Raw genomic sequence first — 20,804 nt, forward strand, 5'->3', positions numbered from 1 at the left:
GGATTTGAACCCGCGCTACCGCCTTGAGAGGGCGGCGTCCTAGGCCGCTAGACGACGGGACCAGGATTGTTGGCGATTTCCCTGGTGGCTGAACCACCGAATCTCCAACTGTTTCGAGAGCCCGAGGGCTCTCTCAGCTGGGGTACCAGGACTCGAACCTAGAATGGCTGAACCAGAATCAGCTGTGTTGCCAATTACACCATACCCCATTGACCTGGGCATTCGGCCTGTCCCTTGTGGGGACTTCCCAGCCGCTTTCCGAGCCGAGAAGAGATTAGCAGGCCGATGCCGGTGTTATACAAATCGGCTGGTCAGAGGCCGGTTTTGTACGCTTTCGGACGAGGCGTCAGCGCGCGGACGCCGCCGTCAGGGCCGCCCGGAGGCGATCCATGGCGGTGTCGCGGGCGAGCAGTTCGAGGGACTCGTACAGCGGCGGGCTGATGTGCGAACCGGTGACGGCCACGCGCACCGGACCGAACGCCTTGCGCGGCTTGAGACCCAGATCGTCGATGAGCGCGACTTTGAGCGCCTCCTCGATCTCGGCCGCGCTCCAGGCCGCGACTCCGTCGAGCGCGGTAATGGTGGCCTCCAATACCGGAACCGCGTCCGCACCCAGATTCTTTTGCGCCGCCGCCTCGTCCACGGCGAACTCCTCGGCGGGCACGAACAGGAACTTCAATAGATCCCATGCATCACCGAGAACGGCGATGCGCGTCTGCACCAAATCGGCCGCGATGGCGAACAGCTTCTCGTCGATCTCCGCGCCGATATGCCCGTGCAGGGTGAGGTACTCCCGCAGCCGGTGAGCGAAATCACCGGACTCCAGCAACCGAATATGTGCGGCGTTCAGGGCGTCGGCCTTCTTCTGGTCGAAACGCGCCGGATTCGAATTCACGGACGAAATATCGAACGCCGCGACCATCTCCGCCATGGAGAACAGGTCATGATCATCGGCGATGCTCCAGCCGAGCAGCGCCAGATAATTCAGCAAACCCTCGGGAATGAAGCCCCGGTCCCGATGCAGGAAGAGATTGGACTCCGGATCCCGCTTGGACAACTTCTTGTTGCCCTGGCCCATGACGAACGGCAGATGCCCGAACTCCGGGGTGTGCTCCGCTACGCCGATTCGGCGCATGGCCGCGTAAAGGGCGAGCTGGCGCGGAGTGGAGGAGAGCAGATCCTCGCCGCGCAATACGTGGGTGATCTTCATCAGCGCGTCGTCGACGGGATTGACCAGCGTATAGAGCGGATCGCCATTACCGCGGGTGAGCGCGAAGTCCGGTACGACGCCCGCACGGAAGGTGGTCTCCCCGCGCACCAGATCGACCCAGGACAGATCCTCGTCGGGCATCCGGAGGCGGATGACCGCCGGGCGCCCCTCGGCCTTGTAGGCGGCGATCTGCTCGGGCGTCAGGTCGCGATCGAAGTTGTCGTAGCCCAGTTTGGGGTCGCGGCCGGCGGCCTTGTGCCTGGCTTCGACTTCCTCAGGGGTGGAGAAGGATTCATAGGCCTCCCCCGCCGCCAATAGCTTGGCCACCACGTCGAGATGAAGGTCACGGCGCTGGGACTGCCGGTAGGGGCCGTAGGGGCCGCCGACCTCCGGGCCCTCGTCCCAGGTCAACCCGAGCCAGCGCAGCGCGTCCAGAATCGCCCGGTACGACTCCTCGGAATCGCGTGCGGCGTCGGTGTCTTCGATGCGGAAGACGAATTTCCCGCCGTGGTGGCGCGCGTAGGCCCAGTTGAACAGGGCGGTCCGCACCAGCCCGACATGCGGTGTGCCGGTGGGTGAGGGGCAGAATCGGACCCGGACGTCTGTCATGTCTCTCTCTCGATCAGCGCTTGGCGGCAACGGGATTGGTGAGGGTGCCGATGCCCTGGACGGTCACCGACACGTTCTGACCGGCCCGGACCGGGCCGACGCCCTCGGGGGTGCCGGTGAGGATGACGTCGCCGGGCAGCAGCGTCATCACGGTGGTGACCCATTCGATCAGTTTCGGAATATCGTGCAGCAGAAGTGAAGTGCGACTGCGCTGCTTGACCTCGCCGTCGAGCTCGGTGCTGATCTCCAGATCCGAAGGGTCCAGGGCGGTCTCGATCCACGGCCCGAGCGGGCAGAACGTGTCGTACCCCTTGGCACGGGTCCACTGGCCGTCGATCTTCTGCTGGTCCCGGGCGGTGACGTCGTTGGCGACGGTGTAGCCCAGGATGACCTCGTGCGCCCGGGCGGCGGGCACGTCCTTGCAGGGCCGGCCGATGACGATGGCGAGCTCGCCCTCGTAGTCCACCTGAGAGGAGCTGGGCGGCAACACAATCGGCACGTTGGGGCCGATGATGGAGGTGTTGGGCTTCATGAAGATGACCGGCTCGGCGGGGGCCGGGCCGCCCATTTCCGCGGCGTGAGCGGCGTAGTTCTTACCGATGCAGATCACTTTGCTGGCGAGGATCGGCGCGAGCAGCCGCACATCCGCCAGCGGCCAGCTGCGGCCGGTGAACGTCGGCGTGCCGAACGGGTGTTCGGCGATCTCACGGACGACGGCGTCACCGCCGTCTCCTTCCACGCTGACGAAAGCGACACCATCTGGGCTGGCAACTCGACCTAGGCGCATGAACCGCATCCTATCGACCGGTCGCCACCTGCCCGAACGCGCCCGACCACGGGGCGCGGCGGAGCCCGGCGGCCGCGGCGCGCGGGCGGTCCGGACCGGCCGGTGACGCGCGCGGCATCCACCGGATGCCGGGGTCGCCCGAAATGTGGAAATGACTTGCACGCAAGACAACTCACCCCCGGGAGCGGGTCCACATCGGGCCTCCCGAAGGTGTGAGCAAACAGACAGCGTGCCCCGGAAGCACTCGGGTGCATCAGGTGTACCGTGAGGCACAATGTTCAAGGAATAAGATACCAGTTCCACATAGTGAGATTGAAGGTGAGGGTCATGGCCACCGTGACACAGCTGAGTTCGGCCAAACGGTGGAGCATGCTGGCCCTCGGCGTCTTCGCGCAGAGCTCCAGCGCGGTGTTCGTACACGGCACGCCGTTCCTGCTGCCCGCGCTGACCGGGCGCGGGATGTCCCTGGCGACCGCGGGCCTGCTGGTGTCCATGCCGACGGTGGGCCTGGTCTGCACGCTGATTGCCTGGGGCTACGTGGTGGACCGCATCGGCGAGCACAAGGTGCTGGTCGCCGGTCCCGCGCTGATGCTGGTCGCGGGCGTGGCCGCGGCGACCGTGACCAACTATGTGGCACTGGGTATTCTGCTGTTCCTGGGTGGAATGGGCGCGGCCAGCACGAACGGCGCGAGCGGACGGGTCATCGTGGGCTGGTTCCCTCCGGACAAACGCGGCTTGGCCATGGGTATCCGGCAGACAGCGCAGCCCCTGGGCGTGGGCATCGGCGCGCTGAGCATTCCCGCCGTCGCTGCGGCGCACGGGTTCTCGACCGCGATCCTGGTGCCCGCGGTCATGGCCGGGCTGGCGGCGGTGGCCTGCCTGTTCGGCATCATCGACCCGCCGCGCCCCGAATCCACCAGCGAGACAGGCCGTCCCGCCAACCCCTACCGGGGCGACTCCACCCTGTGGCGCATCCACCTGGTCTCGATCCTGCTGGCCATTCCGCAGGGCACGCTGTGGACTTTCGCACTGTTGTGGCTGCATCGTGACGTGGGCTGGTCGCTGGCGGCGGCGGGCGTGCTGGTGACGGTCACCCAGGTGCTGGGCGCGGGCGGGCGCATCGGCGCGGGTATGTGGTCCGACCGGGTCGCCAGCCGGCTGGGGCCGCTGCGCACCATCGCCGTCGCGGCCGCAATCTCCATGGCCGCCTTGGCCTTCGCGGCCTGGCTGCACTGGTGGTGGCTGGCGATTCCGGTGCTGATCGTGGCCTCGGTCATCACCGTGACCGACAACGGCCTGGCCTTCACCGCGGTGGCCGAGATCGCCGGCCCGTACTGGTCGGGTCGCGGGCTGGGCATCCAGAACACCGGGCAGAATCTGGTCATGGCGGCGCTGGCGCCCGCCTTCGGCGCGCTGATCACCGTCGCCGGATTCCCCGTCACCTATGCGCTGACGGCCGTGATCGCCGTGGCCGCAGTCCCATTGGTGCCGCGCGTGGCGCGCTGAGCGAGGGGTTTCCGGACCCCGAACGACAGCTTTCGGGCCGTCTCCGCTCCCCCGGCGGGGCGGCCCGAAGCCGTTGTCGCCGGGGCCGGATCGGCGCGGTTCGTACCGTTCGCGGATTTCCCGCAAATCCGGAATGTCTGCGCCCGTTACGTTTTCGCATCCGAATGCATGAATGCGATATAGCTCACTGGCGCAGAAGGTTTGGAAATTCTGAGCCTTTTGCCGCCTTTGTCACGCTGTGCGGCAGCCGATTCGGCCACTTCCCGAGCGTCCGAATCGATCTCGGCGCGCCCCGCACCCGTCCATCATGCGCCCCGGACGCCTCCGGCGCAGACTTCGGCCCCGCCCCCGCGGCGCGGGAACGGGGCCGAAACGGCGAAAACCGGTGTCAGAGAGCGGCGGCGATGCGATCGCCGACCGCGACGGTCGAGGCGGGCGCGGTGCGCGAGGCCAGATCCTTGGCGACCGCGGTCTCGATGCGCGCGGCGGCCTCGGCGTTGCCGAGGTGGTTCAGCAGCAGCGACACCGACAGGATGGCGGCGGTCGGGTCGGCCTTGGACTGACCCGCGATATCGGGGGCGCTGCCGTGCACGGGCTCGAACATGGACGGGTTGGTGCCCGAGGCATCGATGTTGCCCGAGGCGGCCAGGCCGATGCCGCCGGAGACCGCGGCGGCCAGGTCGGTGATGATGTCGCCGAACAGGTTGTCGGTGACGATCACGTCGAAACGGCCCGGGTCGGTGACCATGTGGATGGTCGCGGCATCGATGTGCTGGTAGGCGGTTTCGATGTCGGGGTACTCGGTCGCGACCTCGGCCACGGTGCGGGTCCACAGCGAACCGGCGAAGGCGAGCACGTTGTTCTTGTGCACCAGGGTCAGGTGCTTGCGCCGCTGACGCGCCTTCTCGAAGGCGTAGCGCACCACGCGCTCGACGCCGAAGCGGGTGTTGGTGGAGACCTCGGTGGCCACCTCGTGCGGGGTGTTCACGCGGATCGCGCCGCCGGTGCCGGTGTACGGGCCCTCGGTGCCCTCGCGCACCACGACGAAGTCGATGTCCGGGTTGCCCGCGAGCGGGCTGGTGACGCCGGAGTACAGCCGCGACGGGCGCAGGTTCACGTGGTGGTCGAGCTCGAAGCGGGTGCGCAGCAGCAGGCCGCGCTCGAGCACGCCGCTCTGCACGGACGGGTCGCCGATGGCGCCGAGCAGGATGGCGTCGTGCTGCTTGAGCTCGGGAATGACGTTGTCCGGCAGGATCTCACCGGTGGCATGGAACCGCTTGGCCCCCAGGTCGTATTCGGTCTTCTCCACACCGGGGACCACGACGTCGAGGACTTTGAGCGCCTCGGCGATGACCTCGGGACCGATTCCGTCGCCCGGGATGACAGCGAGTTTCATGAACAATGCTCCGTTCGGATAAGAGGCCCTGAACACTCTCGGCGCTCACGCGAGGCGTCGGCGGAGAGTCCGCCCGCCACGATAGCGGGTGCCCCGAGCACCCCTGTCACCAGGGCGAACCGCTCCCAACCACTGGGACGGCGGCCGTGCGAGCCCCGGGAATCGGCGTGCGGCCGATCCGCTCGTCGCGCGATACGGTCCGCTCGGCCCCGGCCCGACGCACCGCGCCCCTCGCGTCAAGTGACGCGAGGGGCGCGGTGTCAGAAGGTCCGGCCGGACCGGTACTTCCTAGTCCAGGTTGACCTGGGCGACCTTGGCAGCGCCGACGGCCTCGGCGATGGCGGACTGCACGTCGGCCGGGACATCGGCGTTGACGCGCAGGACGACGGTGGCGCCGTCCTGGTCCAGGTCCTGGGTCAGCTGGGCGGCGAGGATGTCGATGCCCGCGTCGCCGAGCTTGGTGGCCAGGCGGCCGAGCTGGCCCGGCTTGTCCTCGTAGGCGATGACGGCCAGGTTCAGGCCCTCGGCGCGCATGTCGTAGTTGCGGCCGTTGATGTTGACGATCTTCTGCACCTGGGCGGGCTCGGTCAGGGTGCCGGCCACGTTCAGGGTGCGGCCGTCGCCGAACACCGCGCGCAGGTCGACCAGGCTGCGGTGCGAGGGGCTCTCGGTCACGGTGGTGACGGTGGCCTCGATGCCGCGATCCTTGGCCAGCGACGGGGCGTTGACGAAGGTGACCGAATCCTCGATCAGGGCGGAGAACACGCCGCGCAGGGCCGAAAGCTCCAGCACCGCAACATCACTGGCGGCGAGCTCGCCGCGGACCTGCACCTCGAGGCTGACCGGCAGCTCGGAGGCGAGGGCGCCCAGCAGCGCGCCCTGCTTGCGGACGATGTCCAGCCACGGGGCGACGTCCTCGGAGACGGTGCCGCCGGTGACGTTGACCGCACCGGGCACGAACTCACCGGCGAGGGCGAGCTTGACGGACTTGGCGACATCGGTGCCGGCGCGGTCCTGGGCCTCGGAGGTGGAGGCGCCCAGGTGCGGGGTCACCACGACCTGCGGCAGCTCGAAAAGCGGGCTGTCGGTGCAGGGTTCGGTCTCGAACACGTCGAGGCCGGCGGCGCGCACGTGGCCGGACTTGATGGCGTCGGCCAGGGCCTGCTCGTCGATCAGGCCACCGCGGGCGGCGTTGACGATGATCACGCCCGGCTTGGTCTTGGCGATGGAGGCGGCGTTGAGAATGCCCTTGGTCTCCGGGGTCTTGGGCAGGTGCACCGAGATGAAGTCGGCGCGCTCGAGCACCTCGTCCAGGGTCAGCAGTTCGATGCCGAGCTGGGCGGCGCGCGCCGGGGAGGTGTAGGGGTCGTACGCGACGATCTTGGTCTCGAAGGCGGCGAGGCGCTGCGCGAACAGCTGGCCGATGCGGCCGAGGCCGATGACGCCGACGGTCTTGCCGAGGATCTCGACACCGTTGAACTTGCTGCGCTGCCAGGTGTGCTCGCGCAGGGTGGCGTCGGCGGCCGGGATCTGGCGCGCGGCCGAGAGCAGCAGCGTGACAGCGTGCTCGGCGGCGGTGTGGATGTTCGAGGTGGGCGCGTTGACGACCATGACGCCACGCTCGGTCGCGGCGGGCACGTCGACGTTGTCGAGGCCGACGCCGGCGCGGGCGACGATCTTCAGGTTCTTACCGGCCTCGAGGACCTCGGCGTCGACGGTGGTGGCCGAGCGCACGAGCAGCGCGTCGGCATCGACGACGGCCTCGAGTAGTGCGGGGCGGTTCGGGCCGTCGACCCAGCGAACCTCGACACCGTCACCGAGTGCGTCGACGGTCGACTGGGCGAGCTTGTCGGCGATCAGAACTACGGGGCGGCCTGCTTGGCTCACTGTGGGGTACTCCTGCGGGAAAGGGGTCCGGGATTTACGGGCGCAATCTTAATGGTCGAAGATTTGGCTTGCCTTACCGCCCGGTAGGCGGGTGCCGTCAGACCGGTGACATGCCGGTTTTCCCGCTCACCGAAACTATTGTGGTCAATTGTCCAAATACGCTGCGAACTCGCTCGCGCCCGGCTAGGTTGCCCGGCATGTCTCGGACTTCTCGGATTCTCGCGGCCGCCGCCCTGTGCGCCGTCCCCCTCGCCGCCGCGGCCCCCGCGCCCGCCGCGCCCGTGGTGAACAAGGTCGTGGTTATCGGCCTGGACGGCACGCTGTACAGCGAGATCGCCGCCGCCAACGCCCCGAACCTGGACCGGCTGGTCGCCGAGGGCACGCTGGCGCGCACCTCGATCGCGGGCCACACCACCATGTCGTGCGTCTCGTGGGCAACGGCGCTGACCGGGGTCTGGGACACCAAGCACGGCATCGTGGACAACGACGCCTCCTGCAACGCGGCGGCTTTCGCGCCGTATCCGACCGTCTTCACCCGGGTCGAGGCCGCGCAGCCGAGCCTGTCGACCGTCTCGCTCGGCACCTGGGACACGATCGGCATGATCGCCCGCACCGGAAATCCCAAGGCGGACAAGGTCGGCGTGACCCAGATCGACCCGACCGGCGCGGGCATCTGCGAGACGATCGCCGATTCCAATGCCGCCACCCAGGTCGCGGCCGCGATCACCGCGGACGGCCCGGACCTGACCTTCACGCACCTGGACCAGGTCGACATCGTCGGGCACACCCTGCGCGGGTTCTGGCCGCAGTCCTACCGCGACGCCATCGCCCGCGCGGACGCCCTGGTCGGCAAGATCACCCAGGCCGTCGACGCCCGCATGGCCGCGCACTCGAACGAGCGCTGGACCATCCTGGTCACCACCGACCACGGCCACAAGCCCGAAGGCGGCCACGGCGGCCAGAGCGCCTACGAGACAGCGAGTTTCGTGATCGCCCGCGGCCCCGGCTTCGCCCCCGGCGCCGAGAACAACGGCTTCACCCTGGCCGATGTCACCCCCACCGTCCTGGACCTGCTCGGCGTCCCGGAGCCCGCCGACCTCGACGGCGTCTCGATGCTCGCGGGCGGCTCCGGCGACCCCGCGGCTCCCGCCCCCAACACCCCGCCCGTCGATTCCGGCGTGACCGGCTCCTCCTCCGGCTCCGCCCAGGCAGCGATGGTCAACAACCCGCTCTGCGTCCTGGGCAGCGGCTCGGCCGGCGGGTCCTCCGGCAGCGGGCACAAGTAGACAGCCGCACAACCGTTTTCGACTCGCGCCGCCGGGCTGTTCGTCCGGCGGCGTTGTGGTGCGCTGTGACGGGTGCACCGGTTCCCGGCCGGAACCGGTGCACATCGGCCGTCGGATCAGACGGTGACCTCGTCGGCGGAAAGCATGATCTCCACCACCGCGCCGTAGGCGGCGGCCCACGTCCCGGCGAGTTCCTCGGTCCACTGCTCACCGAGGAAGTGTTCGAGGGTCGCCAGCAGGGACGCGCCGGCTACCGGGTAGTGCGCGGCCACGACGCCGAGCGAGGCGTGGTGGCGGCCCAGCTGCTGCACGAAAGACGGTTCCTCCGCCAGTATTTGGACATTGGTGACGATCCGGCCGAGGCCCGACAGGAAGCGCTCGCGCTGCACCGTCATGTCGTCCGCGAACATGCCGCGCACCTCGGGGTGCGCCGCGAACAGATGATCGTAGAAGTACTCCACGGCTTCGGGGCCGACCGCGCCGACCTGCTGCCAACTCGACTGCAATGCTTCGATATTCATGTGGATTTCCCCCACTTCCCTTTCCTGCGTGTCTGATTCCTTACACGCCACGAACTCGGCAGGGCTGCTACCGAATTCGGGACCTCTGTGTCCGCAGGCGATGCCGGGGCGGGAACGCCCCGATCACTCGCGCGGAGGGTGCCCGGTTCCGCCGATCGGCAGGTCGCGCGGATACGCGGACGCCGGAACGATGTCCGGCAGCGCTTCGGACGTGCCCGACAGCGGCAGCAGCGCCAGCTTGTCGACCTCGACCGACAACGTCATGATCATGGCCTGCAACTGGTTTCGCAGCAGTCCGGAATAGGACTGCAGCTGCGCCAGGCGCTGATCCTCCTGCTCGGGATCGGTGTAGGCGCCGCGCTGCGGTCCGGCCTGCATCACCTGCTGCAGCATCTCGCGCTGCTGCGCGCGGGTGACGCGCATCAGCTCGCGCGCGTGCTCCTCGGCCTGGGCGACGATCGAATCCGCGGAAGCCTGTGCGCGCTTGAGGGTTTCGACGGCCTGATTGCTGATGCCCAGGGCATCCTTGGCGGTCTCCTCCTGCAGCCGCGCGATCTCCCAGTTCGCGTTCGCCAGTTGCCGCTGCAGCTCGGCCACCTCACCGGCGGAGGCCATGGTCTGCATCTGCAGCTGCAGCGCCTCGCTCTTGCCCGCCAACTGCATGTTCTCCCGTTGCAGCCGAGCCAGTTCCGGGGAATTGCTGGTGAGGGTGAGCTGGCGGTTCTCCCGGGCGACCCGGGCCACCGCGATGTGCACGCGCTCGAGGAAGCGATCGACCTCCTCGGCGTCGTAGCCGCGCCGTCCCAGTCGCGCGCCCTTGAACGTGGCGGATCGAATCTCGTCGGGTGTCACATCCATTGATCAACCTTGTCGAAGCTGCGCTCGGCGGCCGGGGCGGCGGTACCTGCCGCCGGCGCCTGGCCGAATGTCTCGTATCTGATGGCGTGCCTGGGCATTCCGGCGGCGGACAGCGCCGCGACGGTCGCGGCCACCATGGCCGGCGAGCCGCACACCAGCGCGGTACACCCGGTCAGATCGCGGCCGCGCGCGGCCACCGCGCCGACCATCCCCTGCACACCGTGGAATCCGGGGTCCTCGGACACCACCGGGGTGTAGGTGAACCAGGGATGCTCGGTGAGCGCGGTCAGCGCCTCGTGGTCGTACAGGTCCCAGGTGGTGCGCACGCCGTGGAACAGGTGCACGCGCGGGGTGTATCCGGTGTGCTCGGATTCCTGGTCGATGCGCTCGATGATGGCGCGCATGGGCGCGAGCCCGGAGCCACCGGCGATCAGCAGCAGATTGTCCACCGCCTGCGGCGGGAACACGAAGGCGGTGCCGACCGGTGCGCCGAGCCGCACCTGATCCCCCGGCCGGATCGTGCGGGCGAAGGTCGCGCTGACCTCACCGCCGTCGACGACCTGCACATGCAGGTCGAAGGTGCCGTCCGCGCGCGGGGCGTTGGCGGGGGTGAAGTACCGCCACAACCGCGGCCGCTGCGGAATCTCCACCGCCAGTGACTGACCCGCCTCGTAGGGATACTCGTGCAGCGGCCGCACCGTGATGACGGTGACGTCGATGCTGCGGCGTTCGGTGGCCACGATCTCCGCGTCCCACCACGCGGGCGTCCCCGCGGCGCGCTCGGCAGCGTCGACCATGATCCCCGCGACGGCCTGATAGGCCTCGGTCCAGGTCTGGGCCAGTTCGGCGGTCCAGCGCGGGCCCAGGAAATGCGCGAGGGTGGCCAGCAGCGAGGCGCCCGCCGCCGGGTAGTGCGCGGCGACCGCGCCGAAGCGGCGATGGTCGCGGCCCAGCTGGGCGACGAATTCCGAATCGGCGGCGAGGGTTTCGACGTTGCTGACGATGCGGCCCAGGGCCGCGAAGAACTTGGCGCGCTGCGCGGTCATCCGGGTGGGGAACATCTCCCGGACTTCGGGGTGCGCGAGGAACAGGTGTGCGTAGAAGTACTGGGTGGCCTCGTCGCCGGCACGTTCGACGTACCGCCAACTCGCCTGCAGGGCATCGGTGTTCATCCGCGGCGCGAATCCTCGTTCGACAACACACTCCCTTTCGCCTGGACGACCGTCCGATTTGCAGACAACCTAAGGCATGGGATTGGAGCTGTCGAAGCGAGAATTTTGGCAAATCATTCGCAAATCACAGATATGCGACGAAGGCCACAGTTGAGGCGGAATTTCGCACCATCGGTGAAAATTCCGCCAAAGAAAGAGAAAGGCCGACCTCAGGGCTACGAAACCCGAGGTCGGCCTTTTCTGCTCTGGTCGGCTATTACCCGCCGAAGGAGCCGGTCCACAGGGTGTTCAGAATGCCGTGCAGCGCGGCGGAGCCGGTGCTGAGCAGGCCGTTCAGAGCAGCGGAACCGGTCTCGATGATAACGGGGATCATTTAGTAAAGCCTCTCGAATGGAAAACCAATTGAACTTCCGACGCCCAGCATATCGACGCCGGATTCGCGGCCGTTACGGGGGATTAACGGAGTGTGACATGCGTCCCAGATATTCGACGGCGTGCGCCGGGTCATGTACACGATTCGCCGGCAGCGAATTGCGCGCACATCACGGACAGATAACCCCTGCTCGAGCGGTGAAATCGAATGGACCGCGGCGAGCGCCGCCAACTAGCCTCACCGAGCATGACCCTGCGCAACATCCCCGACTCCATGGACCCGGCGGTGGTCGCGACGATCGACGCCGAACTGGCCCGGATCGCGCGCGAACACCGGGTCGACGTGCTGCTCGCCATCGAGAGTGGCAGCCGGGCCTGGGGTTTCCCCTCCCCGGACTCCGACTACGACTGCCGCTTCGTCTACGTCCGCCCGCTCGCGGACTACCTAACCCCGTGGCCGGGACGCGACGTCATCGAGACGCCGCTGATCGGCCTGCTCGATGTGAACGGCTGGGATCTGGTCAAGGCGCTGCAACTGCTCGTACGCGGCAACGCCGTGCTGATCGAATGGCTGATGTCGCCGATCGTGTATTCGGCCGACATCGCGTTCCGCGACGAATTGCGCGAACTGGCCGACGCGGTGGCCGACCGCGATCAAGTGGCCCGGCACTATCTGCACCTGGGCGCCCGGCAATGGCGGCTGTTCGACACCAACCGCTCGCTGAAGAAGGTGTTCTATTCGCTGCGGCCGGCCATGGCATTGCGCTGGTTGCACGAACACCCGGACCGGACCGTCGCGCCGATGCATCTGCCGACGCTGCTCGCCCAGTGCGAACTGCCGGCCGATCTGGTCGATTCGATCGAGACGCTCACGGAGTTGAAGTCCCGGACCCGCGAGATGGGTGCGGGTGCGGTGCCCGTGCCCATCGCGGATTTCATCACCCGGGAATTCGACCGGGCGGAGGCGGAATTCACCGGCAACGAACCCGCACACCGGGAACGGGCGCGGGCGCTGGCCACCGAGTTCTTCAGGCGCCGCCTCGGCCGATGACCCGGACGACCACGGCCTCGGGGCCGGGCTTGGTGGCGCGCACCTCGAACTCCACCCGCTGTCCCTCGGCCAGCGACCGGAAGCCCCGGCCCTCGACGGCGGTGTACTCGACGAACACGTCGGGTCCACCCTCGTCGGAGGTGAGGAAGCCGAAGCCCTTCTCACTGTCGAACCACTTCACAGTGCCGTGCACCATTACCCCATACCTCTTCGAATGCCCTGGAAAAACCGTGGAATCGGCCACGTCCCCACGCGCGCCTCGACCCCATGGTGTCACGGGCCGGTGTTGTCCCGGAATTCGCCTCAACCCGCCCGGGCCGCCCCCGGCTCGTCCTCCGATCCGCGCATGGCGTACACCCGGTCCAGGAAGTCGCGGTGCGCGCGCAACGTGGAATCCAGCAGCTCCCGCCACGTCCGCCGATCCACGCGATGGTCGCTGCAGAGCGAGGACAGCGAGGCCGGCCCCAGCCGATCGATGTGATCGACGATGAACGTCAAACGGCGGCGCGGGAATTGGGCTCCGATGCGCGGATTCTCCTCCAGGAAGCGATCGAGTTCGTAGAGGTAGTTGACCGCGCGGTTGTACTCGGTGTCGGTGAGGTGGTAGTCCATCCGCTTGATCTCCACGATCCAGAGCTCACCGGAGTCGTGCAGCAGCACGAAATCCGGTTCGCGCTTGGGGCTGCCGACCGCGCTGGTCTGCAGCGAGGCGCCGAATTTGTGTGCGTACCAGCGTTCGAAGCTCGCGCGCACCCGCTGCAGCGATTCGTTCATCCCCAGCGGCGTCCACTCCGGGGCGAGCAGCCACGGCGCGGTCTCGATGAGTTCCTGGAAGGGGCGTTCGAGCGAGCGGCGATCGTCGATGAGCGCGCGCAGCCGGTCCACCACCGCGACCCGCTCACTGGCGATCTGGCCGAGGGAGTAGATCTCGGCGACCCGGGCGCGCTCGAAAAGCGCCACGACCACGTCGAGTTCGGGCTCGGCGTCCTCGGCGATCTCCTTGAGCGTTTCGAGCAGACTGCGCTGCGGGCCGAGCGAGAGCGCCAGGCGCACCATGTTCTCGATGTGCGCAGGATCGTCGAGCGAGGCCCGGTCCTTGTGCGCCACCAGAATTCGCGCCGCCTCCAGCACCGAGTCGCGGAACACGCGGTCGCCCGGGGCGATCCCGTCCAGCATCTCGCGAATCCGGGAGCGTTCGGCGAACTCCTCCCAGACCCGGCGGCGAATGGATTTCTCGCCGAGCCTGCCGATTTCCTTGATGAGTGCCTGTCCCCACTGCGCCAGCGCCTCCCCGCGCGGGGAGTTCCACATGATGTCCTGGCGGTCGGAGCGGACCAGGTCCTCCTCGTCGTCGAGCCAGTCCACGTGGACGGCTCCGACCAGGTAGGAGCGGAGTTTGAACTCGCCGGTGAAGCCGGCGGGTATGCCGAAATCCCGGGTCTGCGCGACGATCTTGCCGCGCGCGTAGATCCGCACGCCCGCCATCGCCTCGTCGCGGTAGGGCTGTTTGGAGTAGGCGATCCAGCCCGAGACCGGCAGGAACTTGTGCCCGAAGCGCACCGGCACCCGGCCGACGTCGACACGGGTGTCCTCCATGACGTCGATCGGCAGATCGCTGAGCGTGAAGGACTCCGTGCCCGCGCTGTTGCGCACCTGCACGCGCCAGTCCGAGCGTTCGATGCCGAAGCGCGAGGCCAGCTGCCTGCTCAGTTCCGTGCCGCTGTTCACCCGCTTGCGGAAGAAGTTGCGCAGGATGACGGTGGTGCCGCGGGTGCCGGTGAAGGTGCCGTCCAGCGGGCCCGGCTTCGGGTAGTAGTCGCGCTCGGTGTCCGAGAGCATGTCGTCCAGATCCAGGATCAGGTGCGCGACCGGCCAGCCCTGCGGCGTGCGGTCGGTCGGGGTCGACCCCGCGCTGATGACCTCGATGGTGCGGCAGATGCCGAACGCGGCGAGCTTGCCGATTCCCTTGCGCCCCATGACCGGTCGCTGCTGCTCGCGCGAGAGGTCGGAGCCGGTGCGCTTGCGCCGGTCCGAGCCGACCATCAGGTAGTGGGCGTTGATCTCCGACGCGGTCATGCCGTGTCCGTTGTCCGACACCACGATCCGGTACGCGGGTTCGTCCGCGGCGCGGATGGTCCCCGCCAGCGTGACGCCCCACGGCAGCGCGACATCCACCTCGGTGGCGTCGGCGTCGTAGGAGTTGGCGATGAGTTCGGCCAGCACCGCCGACACCCGGTCGTAGAGCCGGATGCCGAGTTTGTCGATCGCCAGCCGGCTGATCCGCATGGTGTACCGGTGGTCTTCGCGATCCAGCGCGGCCGCATGCACCTCGTTGTACATGGTGGGCCCCCAATTGCCCTCACGGCAGCCTTCGTTCGGCTACCCCTGGTATCGATGCAACGCTTCGCGATTAACGAAAGGCTGAACGGTTGCGTACCGGTTCGTCACGGTCGGGTTCCGGATTCACCACGGGGTAGCCGGATGCAACGGCTAGGTCTCGGCTACCGGGATCGGGCGGAGCGAGGGCGTCCGTGCGGTCGCGATCGGGGTGTCGGGCGGTCCATCGCACCTCGGGAGATCCGGTGACAGGACTGTCCGAGACGGGAAGAATGCGTGGGGCGCGGCACAGTGCCCGCGAGCGGTCGAGGTGAGAGGTGCACGGGTGAATCCGATTTCGCGGGGTCTGGCGGCATTGTCCGAACGTCTGACCACTCCGGAACCGGCCGCGCCAACCCTGGCCGAGACCATCGCGGCCCGGCGGCGGTTCTTCGGAAACGCGGCGGTGGATCCGGAAACCGGTGCGGTGAGCCCGGATCGGGTGCTGGTGTCCTGGTTCGGCTGCGCGAGTTTCGCCATCTCGCTGGGCGGCACGGTCTTTCTGCTCGACGCCTGGGTGCCGCGCGGCGCGACCTCGGGCTACGTGCCGACGAGCGTCGCCGAGGTGGCGGCCCTGCGCCCGGCCGCGATCTTCATCGGCCACGGGCACTTCGACCACGCCGCCGACGCCGGGCCCATCGCGCAGGCGAGCGGGGCCGTGGTGCACGGGACCGCGGAACACTGCGCGACCGTGCGCGGGCAGGTCGCCGATCCCCGATTCGACTGTGTGGAACTGGGTTCCGCCGATTCCTCGTACGGTGATCGCTACGATTTCGAGCTCGCGCCGGGCATCGCGGTGACCGCGGTCCGGCACGTGCACTCCACGCGGACCGCACGCGACGAGAGCCCCGCGGGCTCGGATCCGGTGCGCCCCAAGCCGTGTCCGTGCGATATCCGCGAGTACCCGCCGGCCCTGGCCGATGCCGCCCACCTGGCGCGCAATATCGCCGCGCCCGAGGGCGGGGTGCTGCTCTACCAGTTCCGGACCGATCGCTTCACCCTGACCTGGCATGATTCGTCGGGGCCGCTGCTGGACAAGGCCCCCGAGGTCCTGGATGTGCTGCGCGCGCTGCCGACTTCGGACGTGCACATCGGCGCGGTCCAGGGGTTCAACCAGTTCACCAATGGGCTGCGAGATCCGCGCAGCTATATCGAGGCGCTGCGGCCGAAGGTGTTCGTGCCCAACCATCATGACAACTGGCTACCGGTGTTCACCGCGCGCGGCGAGGCTTTCCGGGGGCCGCTGGAGACGGAGTTGGCGCGGATCCCCGAGCCGGTGCGGCCGCGGGTGCGGATGCTGCTGGATCGGGACGACTACCTCGCACCGGGCGTGCTGGAGTTCCCGCTGGAGTGAGCGGGCGGCCGCGAATCAGAAGCGGAGCAGCATGGTGACGCTGGTGCTCCCGCCCGGATTCGGATGCGTGAGCCCCGGCAGCTCGACGAAGCCCAGTCGCTCGTAGAGTCGCTTGGCCGGATTCTCTTCCCGCACACTGAGACTCACCTGCTTGAACGCGACCCGCGCGTCGGCCAGCAGCCGCTCCATGAGCAGGGTGCCCACGCCGGTGCCGCGCGCGCCCGGCGCGACTCCGATGGCCAGCTCCGGCGTGTCGTCGTCGATGTATCCGTAGGCGGCGTTGTCCCCGGTGAACAGCCGCAGCCACGCGGCGCCGAGCAGCTCCCCGTCCCGCTCGGCGATGACGCCGAGATCCCCCGGCACACCCCAGTTCTCGACGTAGTGCGCGAGCGCCGGGATGGCGCGCAGCTCGTCCGGCGACGTTCGCCCCTGGTCCGCCGAGTAGGAGGCTTCGAAGAGCATGGACCACAGGTGGTTCTCGTCGGCGGGCAGGGCCGGACGAACGATGACGCTGGACACGGGTGGGAACTATACGGTTCGCGGGGATTTTGGCGCGCGGGCATTTCCCGGGTGCATCCGGTCGCGCCGACGCACCCGGAGATGGGGCGCCCGCTTCCGGCGCGTGCCTTCGGAGCGTTGGGCCGCGGCGAATCAGGCGGGTTCCAGGCGGGTCGACCGGACTCCGGGGGATCGTCAGCGAATCGTCCGAACCCGAGGCGCAGAGTCCGGAGGCAGCGTGAACCGGCAAGACCTCAGGCCAGCAAACCGGGCCCCGGAGCAGGCACGACGTCCCGCGCGGTGAGTTCGGCCCGGCAGTGGTCGCATTCGAGCCGGACGTGCGCCTGCCCCTCGCAGTCCCGGTGCCCGTACCGCACCGGCGGCCCGTCCGGCGCGGCGTGCTCGTCGCCCCAGTCCTTGAACGCCAACAGGATCGGGTACACGTCGAACCCCTTGGCCGTGAGCCGATATTCCTCGTGCGCACCGGTTTCCGCCGGCTGCTTACTCAGGATCCCGTGCTCGACCAGCCGGTCCAGCCGGTCCAGCAACCGCCCCTTGGAGATCCCCAGGTACCCCTGGAACCCGTTGAACCGCCGCACCCCCGCGAACGCCGCCTTGAGGATGAGCAGCGTCCACCGGTCCCCGAACACCACGAGCGTCCGGGTGATCGAACACGGCTCCTCGGCCAGCTCCTCGTACCGCATCTTCCCAATCCTAGCCGAGTGGTCTTAATATGAGACCACATCTCACCGGTCTCGAAATGAGACCACAGCCGGAGGGGGACGCATGCCCAACCACCAAGCCACCGCCGAGGCCGACCTGCTCGCCGAAGAACCGGCGCCCCAGCTACCCGGCACTCCGCCCACCGCACCCGATCGCCCCGAGACCGTTTCCGCCGCCGAGGCGACGAACAATCTCCACACGAGCACCCGCGCGCAGCCGTCTGATCTGTACCTGGTTCTGCGCTCCCTGCTGGACGACCGCCACACCTGCCGGGCCTTCCGCCCCGACCCGGTGCCCCGCGAGACGATCACCCAGATCCTGACCACGGCCCAACGGTCCCCCTCCGGCTGCAACGCCCAGCCCTGGCAGGTGATCGTGACCGAGCCGCCCGCGACGGCCCGCCTCCGCGAGTCCCTGCTCGCCCACATCAACGGCGCGACCCCGGCCACCGACATCCCCTTCCCGACGTATCACGGCGTCTACCGCGACCGCCGCCGCGAGTGCGCCGCCGCCCTCTACGAGTCCGTGGACGTCCCCCGCGGCGACCACGCCGGCACGATGCGCCAGTTGGTCCGCAATTTCGAGTTCTTCGACGCACCCCACGTGGCGTTGATTACGACCGATGCGGCCCAAGGCTCCTACGGCGTCTTAGACTGCGGCCTCTACCTGACCTCCTTCCTCTTGGCGGCCCAAAGCCTGGGCGTATCAACAGCTCCCCAAGCGGCGCTGGCGACCTACTCCCCGTTCCTCCACGAGTACTTCGCGATCCCCGAGGAGCGGCAGATAGTCGCCGGGGTCTCGTTCGGGTACGGCGATCCAGATCATCCGGCGAACGGGTTTCGCACGACCCGTGCGGATTTGGGGGACGTGGTGGAGTGGCACTCGAATTAGCCACCACGCCAACGCCGTACCGCTGAGCAGTGGGCGGGTACGGCATGCTGGGTGGTCGGCGACCGCGTCATATCCCAGTCGCTCTTCGGGTCGGCGCACAAGGCCGCGTTTACGGCCGGCCACGGTGCTTCGCGGAGGCATCCTCCGACCCGAGTGTGCACAGCGACGGTCTGTCCACAGCCGACCCGTTGTCCCAGGTCACGTATCCGCGACACCACCGCCGATCTGTCACCGTCAATCCCGTGATCACGACTCGCGCCGAACTCCGCGCCGAAGGCGTTTCCGCCGACGCGATAGCAACCCGCTGCCGCCGCGGCACGTACACCCGCCTGCTCCCGGGCGTCTACCGCCGCGGCCCCGCCACTCCCCTGGACCGCTGCCGCGCGGTATCCGCGTGGCTCCCACCCGCCGTCCTCAGCCACCGCACCGCCGCCTGGCTCCGAGGAATGCTCCCCGAGCCCCCATACCTCGAAGCGACGGTCCCGAAGTCGGTCTACCGAAAGCCCCCACCCTGGCTGCGCCTCCACCGCCGTGATATCCCCATCGACCAGGTGTCCACGACGTTCGACCTCCCCACGACGTCCCCCGCCCTCACCCTCCTCGACTGCGCGGCAACCCTCCCACCCCTCGAGGCCGCCGCCTTGGTAGACACCCAATTGGGCCGCACGGTCTCCCCCGCCGATGCCCTCGCCCTCAGCCGATCAACTTTGACCGGCACGAGGGCGCTCCGGAAACAGCTCCGCGACGCGGCGATCCACCACGCCTCCGAACCGGAACGCCTCTTCGCCCGGTCCCTGAAGGCCAGGGGCCTCCGCCTCCTGGCGAATCACCCAGTGGGCCCGTACATCTGCGACTTCGTAGACGAACGCTCCCGGACGATCATCGAGATAGACGGCCGCGAGTTCCACAGCGCGCCGCCGGTGTTCCGCCAGGATCGCCGCCGCCAGAACTGGTTGGTGCTCGAGGGGTGGATGGTGTTGCGGTACGCCGCGGTTGACGTGTTCACGGCGTTGGATGAGTGCGCAGATCAAGCGGCGGCGGTCGTTCGCCGACGAAGGCGTGCCCGCCGGTAGCCGAATTTTCGTGCACGATCGTCTCCTATCAGGCAGTTTCCGGCCTTTCGAAGCCTGCTCGTGCACGGTTTTTCGTTTCGCCAACCAGCCCAGCACTCCCTGCTACCGCGCACCAACCACGTGAACTCACCGGAATCCAAAGAATTTGGCACACTTCACTTGTGGCGAACCGACCCGAGGAGCACCTCCGAGAAGTGCTGATCGAGCACCTCGACGGAACAGCGGAGAAGCAAGCAACACTGTTCAAAGTTGGACAACTATCAACAGCAGAGGCGCGCAGCGGCGATCCCGATAGCGAGCTCGAGGAAGTCCGGTTGGAGCTGCATCGCCGCGACCCCGACGGGCTTCGGACAGCGCAGGTTCTTCGGGATACGATCGACCAGCTGCTCAACGGTGAGGTGACCGGTCGATACGACTGGAAGACCCTCATGAAGACTGAGAAAACACATGCCGGAACTGTTGTAGAGATCAACTTGCAGCGCGCATTTCAGTTCGATGACGGCGACGCCATGGACTACAAGATCGCCGGTCACGACGTCGACTGCAAGTTCTCCCAGACGTTCGGCGGATGGATGATTCCCCCGGAGGCGCTCGGACACCTCTGCCTCCTGCTCTGGGCCGACGACTACCTGAGCAAGTGGAGTGCCGGCCTTGTGCGCATCACTCCGGATATTCTCAACGTCGGCACCAACCGTGACCGTAAGCTGACTATCCGGGCAGACTCTCGCAGCAGCATCGTATGGCTCTGGTACGCAAGCGATCTCCCCGAAAACATCCTTCTCCATCTCGACCCTCAGGTGCGGAAGAAGATCATGATCGAGGGCGAGATGAAGGGTCAAGCACGGGTCGTAGAGCTCTTCAGGCAAGTCCTCGGCCGACGCATAGGCCGCGGAGTAGTGCGGACGCTCGGCCAGCAAGTCGACTACATGGCGCGGGTACGCGAAGGAAGCAAGACTCGTGCCCGGCCGAAGCTGAGGGAAGAGGGGATCATCATCCTCGGTGACTACCCCCTCCACCAGGCCATTGCCAAGGATCTAGGTGGCCCTGTTCCGAGGCCCGGCGAATTTGTCTCCCATCGTGTTGCACGTGCGCAGCCGAAGCACGCGGATCGGCCACGAGCAATGATCAGCGGCGAGCAGTGGGTCGTCGTCACACGCGACGAACCCTGTGACAAACCTGCCCCTAAACTCCCGCACCCTCAGAGTCCGAGATCTGCTCCCGACAATCGGTAACA

At 67.9% G+C, this 20,804-nt stretch carries 18 protein-coding genes and 1 tRNA gene; 7 read left to right on the forward strand and 12 right to left on the reverse strand.

Annotation, left to right across the window (positions count from 1 at the left end; translation table 11 throughout):
• Positions 1 to 137: 137 nt before the first annotated feature.
• The 3 genes from ACWDOP_RS14530 to ACWDOP_RS14540 all read right to left on the reverse strand — a co-directional run bounded on the left by ACWDOP_RS14530 (position 138) and on the right by ACWDOP_RS14540 (position 2,606).
• A tRNA-Gln gene (locus ACWDOP_RS14530) sits at positions 138 to 209 on the reverse strand.
• A gap of 137 nt (positions 210 to 346) precedes the next feature.
• On the reverse strand, positions 347 to 1,819 hold the full coding sequence (gltX, locus tag ACWDOP_RS14535; protein ID WP_456345460.1) for a glutamate--tRNA ligase: 1,473 nt from the start codon (positions 1,817 to 1,819) through the stop codon (positions 347 to 349).
• Between the two features lie 13 nt (positions 1,820 to 1,832).
• Complete coding sequence (locus ACWDOP_RS14540; protein WP_454206082.1) at positions 1,833 to 2,606, reverse strand: fumarylacetoacetate hydrolase family protein; 774 nt, start codon at positions 2,604 to 2,606, stop codon at positions 1,833 to 1,835.
• 327 nt (positions 2,607 to 2,933) lie between these two features.
• Between ACWDOP_RS14540 and ACWDOP_RS14545 the strand changes: the two genes are divergently transcribed.
• Positions 2,934 to 4,112, forward strand: a complete 1,179-nt coding sequence (locus tag ACWDOP_RS14545) for an MFS transporter (RefSeq protein WP_456345461.1) — start codon at positions 2,934 to 2,936, stop codon at positions 4,110 to 4,112.
• A gap of 388 nt (positions 4,113 to 4,500) precedes the next feature.
• Here the strand turns inward: ACWDOP_RS14545 and ACWDOP_RS14550 are convergent, their stop codons facing one another.
• Positions 4,501 to 5,508: a 3-isopropylmalate dehydrogenase gene (locus ACWDOP_RS14550; protein ID WP_454206085.1), complete on the reverse strand. Its 1,008-nt coding sequence runs from the start codon at positions 5,506 to 5,508 to the stop codon at positions 4,501 to 4,503.
• Between the two features lie 288 nt (positions 5,509 to 5,796).
• The gene (gene serA, locus ACWDOP_RS14555; RefSeq protein ID WP_454206087.1) at positions 5,797 to 7,395 is read right to left on the reverse strand and encodes a phosphoglycerate dehydrogenase; all 1,599 of its coding nucleotides are present in this window, start codon (positions 7,393 to 7,395) and stop codon (positions 5,797 to 5,799) included.
• Positions 7,396 to 7,592: 197 nt separating this feature from the next.
• Here serA and ACWDOP_RS14560 point away from each other — a divergent pair, with 197 nt between their 5' ends.
• Positions 7,593 to 8,681, forward strand: a complete 1,089-nt coding sequence (locus ACWDOP_RS14560; RefSeq protein ID WP_456345462.1) for an alkaline phosphatase family protein — start codon at positions 7,593 to 7,595, stop codon at positions 8,679 to 8,681.
• Positions 8,682 to 8,797: 116 nt separating this feature from the next.
• Here ACWDOP_RS14560 and ACWDOP_RS14565 read toward each other — a convergent pair whose 3' ends face one another.
• The 3 genes from ACWDOP_RS14565 to ACWDOP_RS14575 all read right to left on the reverse strand — a co-directional run bounded on the left by ACWDOP_RS14565 (position 8,798) and on the right by ACWDOP_RS14575 (position 11,232).
• Complete coding sequence (locus ACWDOP_RS14565) at positions 8,798 to 9,202, reverse strand: globin domain-containing protein (protein WP_456345463.1); 405 nt, start codon at positions 9,200 to 9,202, stop codon at positions 8,798 to 8,800.
• A gap of 123 nt (positions 9,203 to 9,325) precedes the next feature.
• On the reverse strand, positions 9,326 to 10,060 hold the full coding sequence (locus tag ACWDOP_RS14570; protein WP_456345464.1) for a DivIVA domain-containing protein: 735 nt from the start codon (positions 10,058 to 10,060) through the stop codon (positions 9,326 to 9,328).
• Entirely contained in the window at positions 10,051 to 11,232 is a 1,182-nt protein-coding gene (locus ACWDOP_RS14575) for a globin domain-containing protein (protein WP_454206094.1), read from the reverse strand. The genes ACWDOP_RS14570 and ACWDOP_RS14575 overlap by 10 nt, the downstream gene beginning before the upstream one ends.
• Before the next feature lie 619 nt (positions 11,233 to 11,851).
• Here ACWDOP_RS14575 and ACWDOP_RS14580 point away from each other — a divergent pair.
• Entirely contained in the window at positions 11,852 to 12,655 is an 804-nt protein-coding gene (locus ACWDOP_RS14580; protein WP_456345465.1) for a nucleotidyltransferase domain-containing protein, read from the forward strand.
• On the opposite strand, the gene ACWDOP_RS14585 is transcribed toward ACWDOP_RS14580, so the two are convergent.
• A complete protein-coding gene (locus ACWDOP_RS14585) occupies positions 12,633 to 12,851 on the reverse strand; it encodes a cold-shock protein (protein WP_454206098.1) in 219 nt (72 codons plus the stop codon). The two genes, ACWDOP_RS14580 and ACWDOP_RS14585, sit on opposite strands and share 23 nt — an antisense overlap.
• 107 nt (positions 12,852 to 12,958) lie before the next feature.
• Complete coding sequence (locus tag ACWDOP_RS14590) at positions 12,959 to 14,995, reverse strand: ATP-binding protein (RefSeq protein WP_456345466.1); 2,037 nt, start codon at positions 14,993 to 14,995, stop codon at positions 12,959 to 12,961.
• Between the two features lie 322 nt (positions 14,996 to 15,317).
• Between ACWDOP_RS14590 and ACWDOP_RS14595 the strand changes: the two genes are divergently transcribed.
• On the forward strand, positions 15,318 to 16,385 hold the full coding sequence (locus ACWDOP_RS14595) for an MBL fold metallo-hydrolase (RefSeq protein WP_456345467.1): 1,068 nt from the start codon (positions 15,318 to 15,320) through the stop codon (positions 16,383 to 16,385).
• 15 nt (positions 16,386 to 16,400) lie between these two features.
• Here the strand turns inward: ACWDOP_RS14595 and ACWDOP_RS14600 are convergent, their stop codons facing one another.
• Together ACWDOP_RS14600 and ACWDOP_RS14605 are read right to left on the reverse strand one after the other, a co-directional pair.
• On the reverse strand, positions 16,401 to 16,904 hold the full coding sequence (locus ACWDOP_RS14600) for an N-acetyltransferase family protein (protein WP_456345468.1): 504 nt from the start codon (positions 16,902 to 16,904) through the stop codon (positions 16,401 to 16,403).
• Positions 16,905 to 17,137: 233 nt separating this feature from the next.
• The gene (locus ACWDOP_RS14605) at positions 17,138 to 17,587 is read right to left on the reverse strand and encodes a winged helix-turn-helix transcriptional regulator (protein WP_456345469.1); all 450 of its coding nucleotides are present in this window, start codon (positions 17,585 to 17,587) and stop codon (positions 17,138 to 17,140) included.
• 82 nt (positions 17,588 to 17,669) lie between these two features.
• Here ACWDOP_RS14605 and ACWDOP_RS14610 point away from each other — a divergent pair, with 82 nt between their 5' ends.
• The 3 genes from ACWDOP_RS14610 to ACWDOP_RS14620 all read left to right on the forward strand — a co-directional run bounded on the left by ACWDOP_RS14610 (position 17,670) and on the right by ACWDOP_RS14620 (position 20,802).
• Positions 17,670 to 18,497, forward strand: coding sequence for a nitroreductase (locus ACWDOP_RS14610; protein ID WP_456345470.1), 828 nt, complete (start codon positions 17,670 to 17,672; stop codon positions 18,495 to 18,497).
• 242 nt (positions 18,498 to 18,739) lie between these two features.
• Positions 18,740 to 19,570 carry a DUF559 domain-containing protein gene (locus ACWDOP_RS14615; RefSeq protein ID WP_456345471.1) on the forward strand — a complete coding sequence of 277 codons (831 nt, stop codon included), beginning with the start codon at positions 18,740 to 18,742 and terminating at the stop codon, positions 19,568 to 19,570.
• Positions 19,571 to 19,764: 194 nt separating this feature from the next.
• Positions 19,765 to 20,802, forward strand: a complete 1,038-nt coding sequence (locus tag ACWDOP_RS14620; protein ID WP_456345472.1) for a NaeI family type II restriction endonuclease — start codon at positions 19,765 to 19,767, stop codon at positions 20,800 to 20,802.
• Positions 20,803 to 20,804: the final 2 nt, after the last annotated feature.

The sequence above is a fragment of the Nocardia sp. NPDC003693 genome, from assembly GCF_053981095.1.